Below are 16,990 nucleotides of genomic sequence, written 5' to 3' on the forward strand. Positions count from 1 at the left end.
CTACAAATACCTTTTTTCAAGGCATCACTCAAGGGAAAATGTAGTAATAACCACAACATTTTCCCACAATGCACAATCCGAGTGGTGGTCGCCCGGACGCATCAGTAGGATAGGCCACCGTCCCGGGCCATATCAAAGGCCCAATTTGCATAGCCCGACGCAACTCTGCGTTGGTGAATCAGGAATTCCATATGGACCGCGTGCGAAATTTACTGGAACAGATCCAGAGTCGCCTTGAAGAGCTGAACAAGGCTGAACGCAAGGTCGCCGAGGTGATCCTGCTCAATCCGCAGCAGGCCACCCGCTTCAGCATCGCCGCCCTCGCCCAGGCCGCCTCGGTGAGCGAACCGACGGTCAACCGTTTCTGCCGTTCGTTCGGCGTCAGCGGTTATCCCGAACTCAAGCTGCAATTGGCCCAGAGCCTGGCCAGTGGCGCGGCGTATGTCAGCCGCGCGGTCGAGGCTGACGACAATCCCGAAGCCTACACACAGAAGATTTTCGGCAGCGCCATCGCCTCGCTGGACAGCGCTTGTCAGGCGCTGGACCCGAACCTGATCAGCCGCGCCGTCGACCTGTTGATCCAGGCCCGGCAGATCCACTTTTTCGGCCTCGGTGCTTCGGCACCGGTGGCGCTGGATGCGCAGCACAAGTTCTTCCGCTTCAACCTTGCGGTGACTGCGCATGCCGACGTGCTGATGCAGCGGATGATCGCCTCGGTGGCGCACACCGGTGAGCTGTTCGTGATCATTTCCTACACCGGGCGGACGCGCGAGCTGGTGGAAGTGGCGCGGATCGCCCGGGAGAACGGCGCGTCCGTGCTGGGCCTGACGGCGGAGAATTCGCCGCTGGCCAAGGCGAGTACGCTGAGCCTGAACATTCCGCTGCCGGAAGACACCGACATCTATATGCCGATGACCTCGCGGATCATTCAGTTGACCGTGCTGGATGTGTTGGCGACCGGGATGACCTTGCGTCGCGGGGTGGATTTCCAGCCGCATCTGCGCAAGATCAAAGAGAGCTTGAATGCAAGCCGGTATCCGGTTGGGGATGAATTCAACTAAAGATCAAAAGCCCCTCACCCCAGCCCTCTCCCGGAGGGAGAGGGGGCCGATCGAGGTGTCTTGCGCTATACATCGACCTGAATGACCGAGTCGATTATGGATTCACCGACCTTCGTTCAGGTCGGTGGATCTCCTGAATATCCCCCATTCGGTCCCCTCTCCCTCTGGGAGAGGGCTAGGGTGAGGGCCCGCGCTCCAACTGACGTACTCAAGCCGCCGCCCACGCCTGCAAACTCAAATGCGCCTTCTCCCCCGGCGCCAGATGCAGACTGTCCGTCCCGCCCGCCGCCGCTTCCACACAGACAAACTCGGAAATCTCATCCCACGTCACGCCCAACAACGGCCGTGCCCCGGGATGCCAGACCACCGTGTCCGCGCTGTCACCGGTATCAATGCACAACTCACGCTGCCAGGCGTGATCTTTCAGCTGCAATTCGCCGTCATGCTGGAACACCCGCTGACACCCGCCATCCACCCGCAACTCGCCTTCCTGTTGGCAAGACTGGCGGCTCAACTGGTCATAACCCTGTGCGCCTTCGAGGCCAGACAGCGCTATCTCACCGACATCGCCAATACGCCAGTAAGCGTGCAAAGCCTGGCTCAACTGGCACGGCATGTCGTCCTGATGCTCGGTGCTCAGGCGTAATTCCATGCGCTCACCCAGATGCGCGTGCAGGTCGACCTGCCAATCGCACAGCTGCAATTGCCAGTGCAGGCGCACGCCATCCTCGGCGCTGCTGCTGTCGAGCAGTTTCCAGTCGAGCAGTCGCGCCCAACCATGCGATGGCCAGGCGTTTTCGCTCGGATGACGGCCATACCAGGGCCAGCACACCGGCACGCCACCGCGAATCGCGCCGACATGCGGCCACTTCGCCGCACACCACAACCACGGCTTCTGTCCACGCGGCTGAAAGTGCAGCAACTGCGCGCCCTGACGACTGAACACCGCCTGACACAGCGGATGATCGATCACCAACACGTCGCGCATCTGATAGCGCTCCCAGGCGAACACCGGTCGCTCGCGCAGGGATTTGAAGAAGCGTTGCAGCGGATGCTCAGGCATTGGCTACGGTTCCGAATTCAACTTTCATGGGCGGCGCGAACCCTCCAAAAAAAAGCGGACAGCCTGGGCTGTCCGCAAAATGCGCACATAGAGAGGAGCTTATCGCAGACGCGTCAGAACGTTGACTGAATTTTCAGGCCAGCGACCAAAGCGTTATCGACTTCATCCACACCGCCCGGATGGGTGATGTATTGCAGGTTGGGACGCACGGTCAGCCAGTTGGTGACGTGGAAACCGTAGTTCAGCTCGTAGTTGTATTCGGTCTCACGAATCGGCGAGAACGCGGCGTTGTCGTAGTCGGACACACCGTTGGAGGCGTTCAGCAGTTCAGCGTTGCGCTTGACGTCCTTGTTGACGTGGATACGCGCCGCGCCGATACCGATGTCATCCTTCGGACGCGCATCGAACGGGCCTTTGTAGACAAACATCACCGACTGGTAGTTGTCGATGAAGTTGGTGTCCTTGTCATGGAAGGTCGCGTTGGCAGCGATGTTCAGACCGCGAGTCGCGTCACCGTTGTGGCTGGTGAGTTGTTGTTGCGCGACGAACCAGTAGCCGTGTTTGCTGCTGTGCGACTTGTACTCGTCACCAGTGGTTGCCGCGTCGAAACCGTTGACGTCTTCGCGAACGTCATCGGCATCGGCCGTGCTCTTGTAGTAACCGACGCGGTATTCGCCCGGCAGGCTGTTGACCTTCGGCGACCAGACCAATTCAACCGGCAGCACGGTACCCTTGGTGCCGCTGCCGCTGAGCTTGAAGCCGTTGCCGTGTTCCAGCTGCGACGGGTTCTGGTTGTACGCACCGATTTGCGCGTAGAGCTCGTCGTTGATGTTGTACTTCACACGGATCGCGGCCTGGCTGACTGGCCAGTTGTACCAGATGTTGGTCGCCCAGTTACCCACTTGCGAACCGCAGAATGCGAGGTTCTGGAAGTCGCACGGGAAGGTGTTGAAGTCTTCGCCTTCGCCGAAGTAACCGGCCTTGACGTCGAGCTTGTTGTCGAAGAACTGGTGCTGAATCCACAGTTGGGTCAGACGCACCATGTGGCCACGGCCGTAGACTTCCTGCGAGGAGCTGAGGGTGCCGGCACGCGGATCGCCAACGCGGTCGTTGGAGATGTTGTAGCCGTTACGGTTGGTCAGCTGGATCTTCGCTTGCGTGTTGTCCCAGCCCCACAGTTTCTGCAGGTCGAGGGCCACGCCGAGGCCGAACTGGTCGCTGTAGCGGCCGGTCTTGTCGTCGTCATAACCGCCGTGCAGGTTGGCGCCCATCTCGCCAACGTAGTCGGCCTTGATGTCGATACCCTGCTCGATCAGCTTGGTGCGCTCACCGCCCCAGTCGCCGGTCATCCATTTGGAGTCGGAGCTGAACGCATCCGCCGCCATTGCATTACCGGCCAGCACCAGTGCAGCTGCCGCTGAAACCTGGCAGATCAACCGGGCATTGACGTGTTTCTTTTTCATCCCTACATCCTCGTCTTTATTGTTATTAACTGTTTTTATCTAACGCGGTTTACATAAATTGCAGTGCTCGACAGGCCGGGCACCGCGTGCTCCTTGTAGGAGTGAGCCTGCTCGCGATAACGGTTTGACACTCAACATCTCTGTCGACTGATACACCGTCATCGCGAGCAGGCTCACTCCTACATTGTTTTTCAGCGCCCTTTGAATTGGGCGACGTTCGCAGACCGCGCATCGGTCTGTGGTTGACCGGCAGTGCCCAGACGCTCGCCGGTATTGGCGTCGAACAACAACACTTTTGATGGATCGAATTGCAGCGTCAGGCTTTCGCCCACCTGCGGAGCCACGTCCGGTGCCAGTCGGCAGCAGACCTTGGTGTCATTCAGGTTGACGAACACCAGGGTGTCCGGCCCGGTCGGTTCCGTGACCTGCACTTCCGCGCGGATGCTTGGCAGGCCATTGCCCTCGCCGTTCGCCAGCACAATCTGCTCCGGGCGCAGGCCGAGGATCACTTCGCGGTCTTCAAGCCCGGCGTCCTGCATGCTCATCGGCAATTCACAACGCGCCTGACCGCTGTCGAGCAGCGCCAGCAGACGACCGTCCTTGCGCTGCAGACGCAGGGGGATGAAGTTCATCGGCGGCGAACCGATGAAGCTGGCGACGAACAGGTTCGCCGGGTCGTTATAGATGTCTTTCGGCGTGCCGAACTGCTGAATGATGCCGTCCTTCATCACCGCGACTTTGTCGCCCAGGGTCATCGCTTCGATCTGGTCGTGGGTCACGTAGACCGTGGTGGTTTTCAGGCGCTGGTGCATCAGTTTCATTTCGGTACGCATCTCGACGCGCAGCTTGGCGTCGAGGTTGGACAGCGGTTCGTCGAACAGGTAGATCTTCGGCCGCCGCGCCAGCGCACGACCCATCGCCACGCGCTGTTGCTGACCACCGGAGAGCTGGCCCGGCTTGCGATTGAGCAGGTGTTCGATCTGCAGCAGCTTGGCCACGCGGGCGACTTCTTCGTCGATCGCGGCCTGCGGCATCTTGCGAATTTTCAGGCCGAACTCGATGTTCTCGCGCACGCTCATGGTCGGGTACAGCGCGTAGGACTGGAACACCATGGCGATGTCGCGATCCTTGGGGCTCATGCCGCTGACGTCCTGATCACCGATCATGATCGCGCCGCCAGTGATGGTTTCGAGGCCGGCGATGCAGTTCATCAAGGTCGATTTACCGCAGCCCGACGGGCCGACGAGGATCAGGAATTCACCGTCCTTGATCGACAGTTCGATGTTCTTCAGGGTGTCCGGCAGGCCGGCCCCGTAGGTCTTGTTTACGTTGCGAAGTTCAAGCGTAGCCATGATTACCCCTTGACCGCGCCGGCCGTCAGCCCGCGCACGAAATACTTGCCTGCGACCACATAGACCAGCAGGGTCGGCAGGCCGGCGATCATCGCCGCTGCCATATCCACGTTGTATTCCTTGGCGCCGGTGCTGGTGTTGACCAGGTTGTTCAGCGCCACGGTGATCGGTTGCGAATCACCGCTGGAGAACACCACCCCGAACAGGAAGTCGTTCCAGATCTGGGTGAACTGCCAGATCAGGCAGACCATGATGATCGGCGTCGACATCGGCAGGATGATGCGGCGGAAAATCGTGAAGAACCCAGCGCCATCCAGGCGCGCAGCCTTGACCAGCGCATCGGGAATGCTCACGTAGTAGTTGCGGAAGAACAGCGTGGTGAACGCCAGACCGTAAACCACATGGACAAACACCAGGCCGGTGGTGGTGCTCGCCAGGCCCATCTTGCCGAGGGTGAACGAGGCCGGCAGCAGCACGGTCTGGAATGGCAGGAAGCAGCCGAACAGCAACAGACCGAAAAACAGTTGCGAACCCCGGAAGCGCCACATCGACAGCACGTAACCGTTCAACGCACCGATGGCCGTGGAGATGATTACGGCCGGTACGGTGATCTTGATCGAGTTCCAGAAGTAGCCATCAACCGTGGCCCAGGCCTTGACCCAACCGATGCCGCTGACCACGGTCGGCCAGCTCAGCAGGTTGCCGGTGCTGATGTCTTCCGGGGTCTTGAAGCTGGTCAGCAACATGACCACCAGCGGCACCAGATAGAGAAACACCGCGAAGATCAGCACCGCGTAGATCGCGATACGGCTCAAGCTGATAGCGGGTTTGGCAGCAAGACTAGTCATTACGCTTGGTCCTCAGCTCGGAGTACAGGTAAGGCACGATGATCGCGAGGATCGCACCGAGCATCAGAATCGCACTGGCCGAGCCCATGCCCATCTGGCCGCGACTGAAGGTGAAGGAATACATGAACATCGCTGGCAGGTCGGAGGAATAACCCGGGCCACCGGCGGTCATTGCCGCAACGAGGTCGAAGCTCTTGATCGCGATGTGCGCAAGGATCATTACCGCACTGAAGAACACCGGACGCAGGCTTGGCAGCACGACTTTCCAGTAGATGCGCGGCATGCTCGCGCCGTCGATCTGCGCGGCACGGATGATCGATTGATCGACGCCACGCAGGCCGGCAAGGAACATCGCCATGATGAAGCCCGAGGCTTGCCACACAGCGGCGATCACCAGGCAATAAACCACGCGATCGGGGTCGATCAGCCAGTCCAGACGGAAGCCTTCCCAGCCCCAGTCACGCAACAATTTGTCCAGGCCCATGCCCGGGTTGAGCAGCCATTTCCACGCGGTACCGGTGACGATCATCGAGAGCGCCATCGGGTACAGGTAAATGGTGCGGATAAAGCCTTCGCGACGAATCCGCTGGTCGAGGAACACCGCCAGCAACACGCCGATCACCAGGGTGATGCCGATGAACATGCCGCCGAACACGGCGAGGTTCTTGCTCGCCACCCACCAGCGATCGTTGTCGAACAACCGCGCGTATTGCGCCAGGCCGGCCCACTTGTAGTTGGGCAGGAAGGTCGACGTGGTGAACGACAGAATGAACGTCCACAGGATGTAGCCATAGAAGCCCACCAGCACGATGAACATGCTCGGCGCCAGCACCAGTTTCGGTAGCCAGCGCTGCAATGCATCGAACGGCGAGGCCTTGCTGAACACAGCAACAGAACTCATGGGGAAATCCACAATAAGGGTTTACGAAAGCATTCCCCTTGTAGGAGTGAGCCTGCTCGCGATTGCGGTGTGTCAGTCACTCAGACGGTGGCTGACAGATTGCTATCGCGAGCAGGCTCACTCCTACAGGGGCCAAGCATTACTTGGCCGACTGAACTGCCGCGCCCAATTTCTTCGCGGCATCGGCCGGGTCGGCTTTCGGGTCGTTGATGTAGTTGGTGACTACGTCAAAGAACGCGCCCTGCACCGCCAGCGTGGTTGCCATGTTGTGCGCCATGCTTGGTTGCAGGCCGCCGGACTTGGCGTCCGCGAGGAAGTCCTTGGCAGCGGTCTGTGCGCAGGAATCGAAGCCGAGCTTGTCCATGTTGTTCAACATGTCATTGCGCACCGGAATCGAGCCTTTGTTGATGCTGAAGACTTTCTGGAAGTTCTCACCCAGCACGACTTTGGCGATGTCCTGCTGACCGGCCGCAGTGCCTGCGTCCTTCTGCTTGAACACGGCCAGCGAGTCGATGTTGTAGGTGAACGCCTTGTCGGTGCCCGGGAACGCTACGCACTCGTAGTCCTTGCCGGCGACTTTCTTGGCGGCGGTCCATTCGGACTTGGCCCAGTCACCCATGATCTGCATGCCGGCCTTGCCGTTGATGACCTTGGCCGCTTCGAGGTTCCAGTCCTGGCCTTTGCCGTCAGCGTCCATGTAGGTCGCGACTTTCTTCAGCTCGGTGAGCGCCTTGACCATTTCCGGGCCGGTCAGCGCCTTGTTGTCGAGATCGACCAGGGCTTTCTTGTAGCCATCCACGCCCATGACCGAGAGCACCACGGCTTCGAACACGGTGCTGTCCTGCCAAGGCTGACCGCCGTGGGCCAGCGGAATGAAGCCCGCGGCTTTCAGCTTGTCGCCGGCGGCGTAGAACTCTTCGAGGGTGGTTGGATTCTTGGTGATGCCGGCTTTCTTGAAGACTTCCGGGTTGATCCACAGCCAGTTCACACGGTGAATGTTCACCGGCACGGCCACGTAATCACCGTCGTACTTCACGGTATCGGAGACCTTCTTGTCGAGCAGGCTGTCCCACTTTTCCGACTTGGCGACGTCTTTCAAAACGTCAGTGTCGAGCAGACCGGTCGACGCCCATTCCTGGATGTCCGGGCCTTTGATCTGGGCGACGCCAGGCGGATTGCCGGCGACGGCGCGGCTCTTGAGCACGGTCATGGCAGTCGCACCGCCACCACCGGCGACAGCGCCGTCCTTCCAGGTGAAACCGTCTTTTTCGACTTGGGCCTTGAGCACATCGACAGCGGCTTTTTCGCCACCGGAGGTCCACCAGTGCACGACTTCGACCGAACCTTTGGAGTCGGCAGCGGAGACACTGAGCGGCAGGATTGCGAGCGGGAACAGGGAGGCGACAGAAATGACAGTAGCGAGGCGAGAAATCGCATTCATTCGAGATGTACCTTTCTTGTTGTTATGCATTGCAAGTCTGGTGCTTGCGCTGCACGGAGTTTAAACAGAGCGTTTCGCTTCGCAGGTAACGAAGGGACGCGCAAATGTCACGACATGGTTACACAGGAACAGGCCGAGATAACCGTGCCAAAGCCGTGGCCATGCTCGGCGCCAGCGGCAACCGCGGAATCAGCACAGCCTGCCAGGCGTGATACAGATCGGGCTTGCCCGGCCAGATATCGGCACTGGGCACATTCTGTGGATTGAGTTCGTGGTGCCAGCTGCCGTTGCAGCGGTCGATGAAATTCGTCTCACAGAATTCCCAGAACAGTCGGTACCAGGTTTCGTATTGCGCGTCGCCGGTGCGTTTGAGCAAGGCACTGGCAGCGGCGCTGGCTTCGGCATGCGTCCAGTGCAGGCGATGGCGAACGACGGCCTGGTTATCCCAGTCGAGGGTGTAGACGATGCCCGGCGCACCATCGACATCCCAGCCGTGGCGGCAATTGTTTTCAAACAGCTTTTGCGCATCAAGGGCCAGCCAGCCCGGCGTGAGCATACCCGCCTGCCCCCGCGCGGCTTCGAGGTGCAGAAGCAATCGTGCCCACTCGAAACCGTGGCCCGGCGTGGTGCCATACGGACGGAAACCGTCAGCAGGATTGTCGTGGTTGTATTCGCGCAGCGGCTGCCAGTCACGGTCGAAGTGTTCGATGACCATGTAATCATTGGCCGCTGCGTGACCGTGGATCACCCGCTCAACGATGCGCTGAGCGCGCACCAGCCAGCGCGGATCTTCGGTGACATCGGCCAGCGCGAGGAATGCTTCGGTGGCGTGCATGTTGCTGTTGGCGCCGCGATAGGCTTCTTCTTCGCTCCAGTCGCGATTGAAGAATTCGCGCATGGCGCCCTCTTCTTCGCTCCAGAAATAGGTGTCGATGATATCGATCGCATCATCGAGCAAGGCCTGGGCGCCGGGCCGTTGTGCAACCACGGCAGAACTGGCGGCGAGGGCGACAAAAGCGTGCAGGTAGGCGTTCTTGCCGGTGTTGTCATCGCGGTGCCCGGCGACTGCAAACCAGCCGCCGTGCAACGCATCACGCAGCGGCCCGCGCAGGGCGGCGATGCCGTGATCGATCAGCTCGGCGAACCCCGGCAGCCCCTGAATGTGGGCCATGGCGAAGCTGTGGGTCATGCGCGCGGTGTTCATGGTTTCGGCTTGCGCGTGCGCCGGCAGACGGCCGCGCTCGTCGAGATTGCCGAAACCTTCCGGCAGCTTCGAGGCCTTGGCAAAATCCAGCAGACGCAGGCCTTCGGCGGCAAGCCATTGCTGGTGGGCAGGGGCATTCAGCCAACTGCTGAAGTCTGGGTGAAAGGTGTCCATGGAGTGACCCTTTTTTGTTGTTAGGACTGCGGGCAGTCTAAACAACGGGCCGGGGCGGGCTTGTAACGAAGGGGACGGGGTTTGTCACTGACTCGTGACAAAAGAGAAGAGCAAAAGCACCCTCACCCCAGCCCTCTCCCGGAGGAAGAGGGGGCCGACCGAGGCGTCTTGCGCTCTCCGTCGACCTGAACCATCGAGTCGATTATGGATTGGGCAATGCACCGGATAGACTCTGGATTCGACATCGCACGCTCAGGTCGGCGTATCCCTCAAATATCCCCCAATCGGTCCCCTCTCCCTCCGGGAGAGGGCCAGGGTGAGGGGCTCTTCGGGGTTAATCCACAGACCGAGGCAACTGCAACGTCACCCGCAACCCACCCTCACGCAGATTCTGCAACGTCACTTCCCCGCCATGGCTATGGGCAATATTGCGCGCAATGCCAAGACCCAACCCATAACCCTGCTGCTGCCCCGCCAACCTGAAGTGCGGTTCGAACACCTGCTCCAACCGCTGCTGCGGCACGCCCGGCCCTTCATCGTCGACGTGCAAAACAAACGCACTGTCATCGTCATCAATGTGCAGGTGCGCGTTCTGTCCATACTTCAAGGCGTTGTCGATCAGGTTGCCGATGCAGCGCTTGAGCGCCAGCGGCTTGCCCGGATACGCCGACAGCGCGCGCCCATGCTGGGTTACGCGACCGTTGCCATTCGGCGCCAGGTACGGCTCGACCAGACAATCGAGGACATGGTTGAGATCCACCGGCTCGATGTTCTCGTGGATGTCGGTGTCTTTCACGCATTGCAACGCGCCTTTGACCAGCAGCTCCAGCTCATCCAGATCGCGGCCGAACTTGGCTTGCAGCTGTTCGTCCTCGAGCAGCTCGACGCGCAAGCGCAAGCGGGTGATCGGCGTGCGCAAGTCGTGGGAAATCGCGCTGAACAACTGGCTGCGCTCGGTCAGGTAGCGGCTGATGCGTTCGCGCATGGTGTTGAACGCGCGCCCGACCTCCACCACTTCACTGCCGCCGCCCTCCGCCACTGGCTCGACGTCGGCGCCCAGCGACAGATCCCGCGCCGCCCGTGCCAGACGCTTGAGCGGCCGGCTCTGCCAGTGCACCAGCAGGCCGATGAACAACAACAGAAAGCCGCTGGTCAGGACGATGAACCACACCTGCTGCGCCGGCAGGCCTTGCTCTTCGAGACTGGTGTAGGGCTCGGGCAGCAACGAGGCGATGTACAGCCACTCGCCCGGGGCCATCTGAATTTGAGTGACCAGCACCGGCGGATTCACCGGTTCAAGCGTCAACGCGTAGTGCGCCCAGGAACGCGGCAATTCATCGAGTTTCAGTCCGGCGTTGAAAATGCGCAGGTCTTCGGGACTGACGAAGGTCACCGAAATATCCGTGTCATGGCCAAGCGACTGGCGCAGTACTTCATCCACCGCTTGCATCACCGCGGCCTTGCGCGGCGTCACTGGCAGCACGTCCATGCCCAAGGGCTTGTCGTTGAGGGTCACGACAAACCGGGTGCCGCCCATGCTGCGCAATTGATCGAGCACCAGCGGTCGATAGGCCACCGGCAAGGAACGGAAATAACTGACGCTGGCGGTCATCGAATGGGCCAGGCTGCGGGCGCTGGTGACCAGGCCTTCGAGCTGGGTGGCGCGCAACTGCGAAACCCAGATCACACTCGACAGCGTCTGTGCGAACAGCACCGCCAGCAGGGTCAGCAGCAACATCCGCCCGAGCAGCGAACGCGGCACCGGCATGCGGTTGGCGAACTTGCGCAGTGACTCAGTGAGCATTGCCGGCAACCACATTGGCTGCCAACTGATAACCGCTGCCACGCACGGTGCGAATCAGTCGTGGCGGTTTTTCGGTGTCGCGCAGGCGTTGGCGCAAACGGCTGACGGCCATGTCGACGATGCGATCGAGCGGCATCAGATCGCGGCCACGGGTGGCGTTGCCGATGGTGTCGCGGTCGAGGATTTGCTGCGGGTGGTCGAGGAACAGTTTCAGCAGGGCGAAATCGGCGCCGGAGAGAATCACCTCTTCACCGTCAGTGTGGAACAGCCGATGGCTGACCGTGTCCAGGCGCCAGTCGTCAAAGGCCAGCACTTCGCTGCCGCTGCGTTCGTGGGCGAATTGCGCGCGGCGCAGCAAAGCCTTGATTCGCGCTTGCAGTTCGCGCGGGCTGAACGGTTTGCCGAGGTAGTCATCGGCGCCGAGTTCGAGACCGATCACGCGGTCGGCTTCGTCGGAACTGGCGGTCAGCATGATGATCGGCACCTGCGCCTGACGCGGATGCTGACGCACCCAACGGCACAGGCTGAAGCCGTCTTCGTCGGGCAGCATGACATCGAGGATCACCAGATCGCTCGGCGCCTCGTTGAGCGCCTGACGAAAACCGGCGCCATCGGCGGTGGCCCGCACCTGAAACCCGGCGCGGGTCAGGTAGGTTTCCAGCAACTCGCGTATTTCCTGGTCGTCATCGACCAACAATATCGACTTGTTGACTGAGCTCACTTCGAAGGCATCCTTGTTGTTGGAGTTGGGGCGGATTATGCCTTAAGCGCTGATTTTACAAACACCACAAAACCACTGTGGGAGCGAGCCTGCTCGCGATAGCGGTTTCACATACAACGGATTCGTTGACTGATGTACCGCTATCGCGAGCAGGCTCACTCCTACAGTTGACCGTATATCAGGGTCGAGTTGCTTGATCCAGCGCGACGCCGGCGCCCACCAGGCCGGAGTACGGTGCCGTCACCAGCCACACCGGGATGCCTTTGAAGTAGTCGCTCATGCAGCCCTTGTCGGCGAAGCAGCGAGCGAAGCCGCTTTCGAGGAAGAAATCGGCGAAGCGTGGAATCACCCCACCGACGATAAACACGCCGCCGCGCGCGCCGGTGGTGAGCACGTTGTTACCAGCGACGCGACCGAGCCAGCAGCAGAACTGCTCGAGCACTTCCAGAGCAATCGGGTCACCGGCAAGGCCGGCGGCAGTGATGGCTTCCGGCGTCTCGAGCGTCGGCTCATGGCCATCCACCGCACAGATCGCCCGGTACAGCCGCGGCAGGCCGCCGCCGCTCAATGCGGTTTCCGCGCTGACATGGCCGATCTCGTTGTGGATGTGCTGCCACAATTGCGTTTCCCGCGGGCTGCTCAGTGGCAGGTCGACGTGGCCGCCCTCGCCCGGCAGCGCGGCAAAGCGACCTTCGCCGAGATCGAGCAAGGTGCCGACACCCAGGCCTGTGCCTGGGCCGATCACCACCGCCGGGCGCAACGGCTCCGGCGTGCCTTCGCAGACCACGCGGAATTCGCCCGGCTGCAAACGGGTCATGCCCAGTGCCATCGCCGAGAAGTCGTTGGTCAGCAACAATTGGTCGACCTGCAAGGTCTTGCAGAACGCGCTGCGACTGAGTCGCCAGTGATTGTTGGTGAATTTGAATTCATCGCCGCTCACCGGACCGGCCACCGACAGGCATACCGAACCGATTGAACCCGGCGCCAGGCCAAGCCCGCTCAGGTACAGGCCGATCGCCTCTTCCGGCGTGGCGAAGTCGGCCGTGGCCAGCACCTGAACCGATTGCAGTTGCTGGTTTTGCCACAACGCGAAACGCGCGTTGGTGCCTCCGATGTCACCGACCAAAGCCAGTTTCAATTAAGCGTCTCCAGGGCAGAAGTGAAGGCGCTGGCGCCCTGCTCCGCCGAGCTGAAGGCCATGCGCATGAAGCCAAACAGCTCGCGGCCGCTGCCAATGTTGTTGCCCAACAGGCCCTTGGCAGGTTCGCGCACTGCAAATTCGGCGGCGTCGACCTTCAGTTCCAAGGTGCCTTTGACGCCATCGACGCGGATGATATCGCCCTCTTGCACCCGCGCCAAAGCACCACCGACATAAGCTTCGGGGCTGACGTGAATCGCCGCCGGGATTTTCCCCGACGCGCCGGACATGCGCCCATCGGTCACCAGCGCTACTTTGAAGCCGCGATCCTGCAGCACGCCGAGGAACGGCGTCATCTTGTGCAACTCCGGCATGCCGTTGGAACGCGGGCCCTGGAAGCGCATCACCGCGACAAAATCCTTCTCCAGCAGACCGGCCTTGAACGCATCGGCCAGATCCTGCTGATCCTGGAAGACCATCGCCGGTGCTTCGACGATCTGGTTTTCCAGCGCGACGGCAGACACTTTCATCACGCCGCGACCGAGATTGCCTTCCATCACCCGCAGCCCGCCTTCTTGCGAGAACGCACGGGACACCGGACGGAGGATGTTTTCGTCGAGGCTGTCAGTCGGGCCTTCGCGCCAGACCAGCTCACCGTTATCGAGGAACGGTTCCTTGGTGTACTGGCTCAGGCCATGACCGAGCACGGTGTTGACGTCTTCGTGCAGCAGACCGGCGCCGAGCAGTTCGCGAATCAGGAACGACATGCCGCCGGCGGCCTGGAAGTGATTGATGTCAGCTTTGCCGTTCGGGTAGACGTGGCTCAAGGTCGGCACGACTTCGGAGAGGTCGGCCATGTCTTGCCAGGTCAGTTGAATGCCCGCGGCCATGGCGATGGCCGGCATGTGCAGGGTGTGGTTGGTCGAGCCGCCAGTGGCGTGCAGGGCAACGATGGAGTTGACCAGCGCCTTCTCGTCGACGATTTCGCCGATCGGCATGAAGTTGCCGTTCTGCTTGGTCAGCCGAGTGACCTGATGCGCGGCTTCGCGGGTCAGCGCGTCGCGCAGCGGTGTATTCGGGTTGACGAAGGACGCGCCCGGCAAGTGCAGGCCCATGACTTCCATCAGCAACTGATTGGTGTTGGCGGTGCCGTAAAACGTGCAGGTGCCCGGGCTGTGGTAGGACTTCATCTCCGATTCCAGCAGCTCTTCACGGGTGGCCTTGCCTTCGGCGTACTTCTGGCGGACGTCGGCTTTTTCCTTGTTGGAAATCCCCGAAACCATCGGCCCGCCCGGGACAAAGATCGTTGGCAAATGACCGAAGCGCAGCGAGCCCATCATCAGGCCCGGAACAATCTTGTCGCAGATGCCGAGCATCAGCGCACCATCGAACATGTTGTGCGACAGCGCCACGGCGGTCGACATGGCGATCACTTCGCGACTTGGCAGGCTCAGTTCCATGCCCGGCTCGCCCTGGGTCACGCCGTCACACATCGCCGGAGTGCCGCCGGCGAACTGGCCGACCGAGCCGATCTCGCGCAGGGCGTTCTTGATCTGTTGTGGGAAAACTTCGTATGGCTGATGCGCCGAAAGCATGTCGTTATACGAAGACACAATGGCGATGTTCGCCGAGTTCATCATCCGCAGGCTGTGCTTGTCTTCCGTGCCGCACCCGGCCACGCCGTGGGCGAAGTTGGCGCATTGCAGCTTGCCGCGCATCGGGCCGTCGGTGGCAGCGCCGCGAATCAGTGCAAGGTAAGCCTGACGCGTGGCGCGGCTGCGGGCGATAAGCCGTTCGGTGACCTCAAGAACGCGGGGATGCATGTGTAGAACTCCAGGCTAACGGATGTGGCGACCTGATTGTCTATGCTGGTCAAACGCCGTTGTTGTTGGAATGACAGACGGCTTTTTTGACCATTCGGACCAGTTGATTCAGGTCACTCGTTGTAGATAAAACAAAATATTGCCACTAAAAAGGCTTGTTTTCTATTTTTATGCGAATAATCTTGTAATTCCAACAACAAAACGACGGCGGCGCTGTTCCATGACTCTTCGAATCGCAATCAATGGTTTTGGCCGCATCGGCCGTAATGTCCTGCGCGCACTGTATACCCAAGGCTATCGTCAAGACCTGCAGATCGTCGCGATCAACGATCTGGGTGACAGTTCGATCAATGCCCATCTGCTCAAATATGACACCGTCCACGGCACGTTCGACGCCGAAGTGGCCCACGATAACGAAAGCCTGACGGTCAATGGCGACCGCATCGCGGTCAGCGCCATTCGCAACCCGGCCGACCTGCCATGGGCCGCGGAAAAGATCGACGTGGTCTTCGAATGCACCGGTCTGTTCACCGACCGTGCCAAAGCCGCCGCGCACATCAGCGCCGGCGCCCGCAAAGTGATCATCTCGGCTCCGGCCAAAGGCGCCGACGCCACTGTCGTGTACGGCGTCAACCACGACATTCTGCGCCAGTCGCACCAGATCATCTCCAACGCTTCGTGCACCACCAACTGCCTCGCGCCAGTGGCGCAGGTGCTGCATCGCGAGCTGGGCATCGAGAGCGGTCTGATGACCACCATCCACGCCTACACCAACGACCAGAACCTTACCGACGTCTATCACAGCGACCCGTACCGCGCCCGTTCGGCGACGCAGAACATGATCCCGAGCAAGACCGGCGCTGCCGAAGCGGTGGGTCTGGTGCTGCCGGAACTGGCCGGCAAACTGACTGGCATGGCCGTGCGCGTACCGGTGATCAACGTGTCGCTGGTCGACCTCACCGTGCAACTGAAGAAAGAGGCCAGTGCCGACGAAGTCAACGCCCTGCTGAAAGCGGCCAGCCAGCATTCGAAAATCCTCGGTTACAACACCTTGCCGCTGGTTTCCAGCGACTTCAACCACAACCCGCTGTCGTCGATCTTCGACGCCAACCACACCAAAGTCAGCGGCAAGTTGCTCAAGGTGCTGGCCTGGTACGACAACGAATGGGGCTTCTCCAACCGCATGCTGGATAACTGCCTGGCGTTGTGTAACGCGGAATAATTGCGGGTATCCCCAAACCTGTGGGAGCGAGCCTGCTCGCGAAAGCTTTCTGCCAGTCGATATGGAATTGACTGACACGACGCCTTCGCGAGCAGGCTCGCTCCCACAGGGATATGCATTGAAATCGATGAAATCAGCACTTGACCATTCAGCCAGATGATAAGCATTATCATTCGCTCGAAATGGATCAGGTCCTCCCGTGAGTCAATCGCGCTTCAACCACGTCTTCCTCGCCCAGCGCACTTCCCTGCTGCGCACGCTGGAACGGATGGTCAACAATCACAGCACCGCTGAGGACCTGTTGCAGGAGACTTACCTGCGCGTGACCCGCGCGTTGAGCGAGCGGGCCATCGATCACCTTGAACCCTTCGTCTTCCAGACCGCGCGTAACCTGGCACTGGACCATTTGCGTGCGCGCAAGATCCATGCGCGAACCATGGTCGATGACGTGCCGCAGGACGTGGTGCAGAGCATAGCCGCACCGGCCAGCAGCGCCGAAGACGCCGCCCATGCCGAACAACTGCTGGAGCGTTTGAACGTGAGCCTCAGTCAACTCAGCCCGCGCCAGCAGCAGATCTTCATCCTCAGCCGCCTGCACGGGCACAGCTATCAGGAAATCGCCGATGAACTGAAGGTGTCGCTGAGCACTGTGCAGAAGGAGCTGAAACTGATCATGTCGATTTGCATCGGCGTTGCCGAACGACATGACAGCAGCGGCAAGCTTTGAGCAGCAAGCTACAAGTAAAAACAAAAAGCAGTAACGCACTCCGGCTTG

14 protein-coding genes are annotated in these 16,990 nt (G+C 60.6%); 3 read left to right on the forward strand and 11 right to left on the reverse strand.

Features of this window, described 5'->3' with window-relative positions; genetic code table 11:
- The first annotated feature begins 200 nt into the window (after nucleotides 1-200).
- Complete coding sequence (locus BLU71_RS15405) at nucleotides 201-1,061, forward strand: MurR/RpiR family transcriptional regulator (RefSeq protein ID WP_169842436.1); 861 nt, start codon at nucleotides 201-203, stop codon at nucleotides 1,059-1,061.
- A gap of 208 nt (nucleotides 1,062-1,269) precedes the next feature.
- Here the strand turns inward: BLU71_RS15405 and BLU71_RS15410 are convergent, their stop codons facing one another.
- The 11 genes from BLU71_RS15410 to edd all read right to left on the reverse strand — a co-directional run bounded on the left by BLU71_RS15410 (nucleotide 1,270) and on the right by edd (nucleotide 14,993).
- Complete coding sequence (locus BLU71_RS15410; protein WP_064364970.1) at nucleotides 1,270-2,124, reverse strand: D-hexose-6-phosphate mutarotase; 855 nt, start codon at nucleotides 2,122-2,124, stop codon at nucleotides 1,270-1,272.
- A 113-nt stretch (nucleotides 2,125-2,237) separates the two neighbouring features.
- Entirely contained in the window at nucleotides 2,238-3,587 is a 1,350-nt protein-coding gene (locus BLU71_RS15415; protein WP_042607260.1) for a carbohydrate porin, read from the reverse strand.
- Nucleotides 3,588-3,778: 191 nt separating this feature from the next.
- The gene (locus BLU71_RS15420) at nucleotides 3,779-4,939 is read right to left on the reverse strand and encodes an ABC transporter ATP-binding protein (RefSeq protein ID WP_064364972.1); all 1,161 of its coding nucleotides are present in this window, start codon (nucleotides 4,937-4,939) and stop codon (nucleotides 3,779-3,781) included.
- Nucleotides 4,940-4,941: 2 nt separating this feature from the next.
- Nucleotides 4,942-5,787: a carbohydrate ABC transporter permease gene (locus BLU71_RS15425; protein WP_042607262.1), complete on the reverse strand. Its 846-nt coding sequence runs from the start codon at nucleotides 5,785-5,787 to the stop codon at nucleotides 4,942-4,944.
- The gene (locus tag BLU71_RS15430) at nucleotides 5,780-6,688 is read right to left on the reverse strand and encodes a carbohydrate ABC transporter permease (RefSeq protein ID WP_042607263.1); all 909 of its coding nucleotides are present in this window, start codon (nucleotides 6,686-6,688) and stop codon (nucleotides 5,780-5,782) included. The genes BLU71_RS15425 and BLU71_RS15430 overlap by 8 nt, the downstream gene beginning before the upstream one ends.
- 139 nt (nucleotides 6,689-6,827) lie before the next feature.
- Complete coding sequence (locus BLU71_RS15435) at nucleotides 6,828-8,129, reverse strand: ABC transporter substrate-binding protein (RefSeq protein ID WP_024014061.1); 1,302 nt, start codon at nucleotides 8,127-8,129, stop codon at nucleotides 6,828-6,830.
- 118 nt (nucleotides 8,130-8,247) lie between these two features.
- The gene (locus BLU71_RS15440) at nucleotides 8,248-9,507 is read right to left on the reverse strand and encodes an AGE family epimerase/isomerase (protein ID WP_083353427.1); all 1,260 of its coding nucleotides are present in this window, start codon (nucleotides 9,505-9,507) and stop codon (nucleotides 8,248-8,250) included.
- A 334-nt stretch (nucleotides 9,508-9,841) separates the two neighbouring features.
- Entirely contained in the window at nucleotides 9,842-11,311 is a 1,470-nt protein-coding gene (locus BLU71_RS15445) for an ATP-binding protein (RefSeq protein WP_083353428.1), read from the reverse strand.
- Nucleotides 11,301-12,032 (reverse strand): response regulator, encoded by a 732-nt coding sequence (locus BLU71_RS15450; RefSeq protein WP_039758123.1) that lies wholly within the window; start codon nucleotides 12,030-12,032, stop codon nucleotides 11,301-11,303. Before BLU71_RS15450 ends, BLU71_RS15445 begins: the two co-directional genes overlap by 11 nt.
- A gap of 178 nt (nucleotides 12,033-12,210) precedes the next feature.
- Entirely contained in the window at nucleotides 12,211-13,170 is a 960-nt protein-coding gene (locus BLU71_RS15455; RefSeq protein ID WP_065616738.1) for a glucokinase, read from the reverse strand.
- Entirely contained in the window at nucleotides 13,167-14,993 is a 1,827-nt protein-coding gene (edd, locus tag BLU71_RS15460) for a phosphogluconate dehydratase (RefSeq protein WP_083353429.1), read from the reverse strand. The genes BLU71_RS15455 and edd overlap by 4 nt, the downstream gene beginning before the upstream one ends.
- Nucleotides 14,994-15,213: 220 nt before the next feature.
- Here edd and gap point away from each other — a divergent pair, with 220 nt between their 5' ends.
- The gene (gene gap / locus BLU71_RS15465) at nucleotides 15,214-16,215 is read left to right on the forward strand and encodes a type I glyceraldehyde-3-phosphate dehydrogenase (RefSeq protein WP_016773526.1); all 1,002 of its coding nucleotides are present in this window, start codon (nucleotides 15,214-15,216) and stop codon (nucleotides 16,213-16,215) included.
- A gap of 199 nt (nucleotides 16,216-16,414) precedes the next feature.
- The gene (locus tag BLU71_RS15470) at nucleotides 16,415-16,942 is read left to right on the forward strand and encodes an RNA polymerase sigma factor (RefSeq protein ID WP_042607266.1); all 528 of its coding nucleotides are present in this window, start codon (nucleotides 16,415-16,417) and stop codon (nucleotides 16,940-16,942) included.
- Nucleotides 16,943-16,990: the final 48 nt, after the last annotated feature.

Origin of the sequence: Pseudomonas moraviensis (assembly GCF_900105805.1) — a bacterium.
GTDB classification, from domain to species: domain Bacteria; phylum Pseudomonadota; class Gammaproteobacteria; order Pseudomonadales; family Pseudomonadaceae; genus Aquipseudomonas; species Aquipseudomonas moraviensis_A.

Bases quoted from the DNA above. Each gene is read 5' to 3' on its own strand.
- BLU71_RS15410 (WP_064364970.1), bottom strand. From the start codon at position 2,124: ATGCCTGAGCATCCGCTGCAACGCTTCTTCAAATCCCTGCGCGAGCGA.
- BLU71_RS15415 (WP_042607260.1), bottom strand. From the start codon at position 3,587: ATGAAAAAGAAACACGTCAATGCCCGGTTGATCTGCCAGGTTTCAGCG.
- BLU71_RS15420 (WP_064364972.1), bottom strand. From the start codon at position 4,939: ATGGCTACGCTTGAACTTCGCAACGTAAACAAGACCTACGGGGCCGGC.
- BLU71_RS15425 (WP_042607262.1), bottom strand. From the start codon at position 5,787: ATGACTAGTCTTGCTGCCAAACCCGCTATCAGCTTGAGCCGTATCGCG.
- BLU71_RS15430 (WP_042607263.1), bottom strand. From the start codon at position 6,688: ATGAGTTCTGTTGCTGTGTTCAGCAAGGCCTCGCCGTTCGATGCATTG.
- BLU71_RS15435 (WP_024014061.1), bottom strand. From the start codon at position 8,129: ATGAATGCGATTTCTCGCCTCGCTACTGTCATTTCTGTCGCCTCCCTG.
- BLU71_RS15440 (WP_083353427.1), bottom strand. From the start codon at position 9,507: ATGGACACCTTTCACCCAGACTTCAGCAGTTGGCTGAATGCCCCTGCC.
- BLU71_RS15445 (WP_083353428.1), bottom strand. From the start codon at position 11,311: ATGCTCACTGAGTCACTGCGCAAGTTCGCCAACCGCATGCCGGTGCCG.
- edd (WP_083353429.1), bottom strand. From the start codon at position 14,993: ATGCATCCCCGCGTTCTTGAGGTCACCGAACGGCTTATCGCCCGCAGC.
- gap (WP_016773526.1), top strand. From the start codon at position 15,214: ATGACTCTTCGAATCGCAATCAATGGTTTTGGCCGCATCGGCCGTAAT.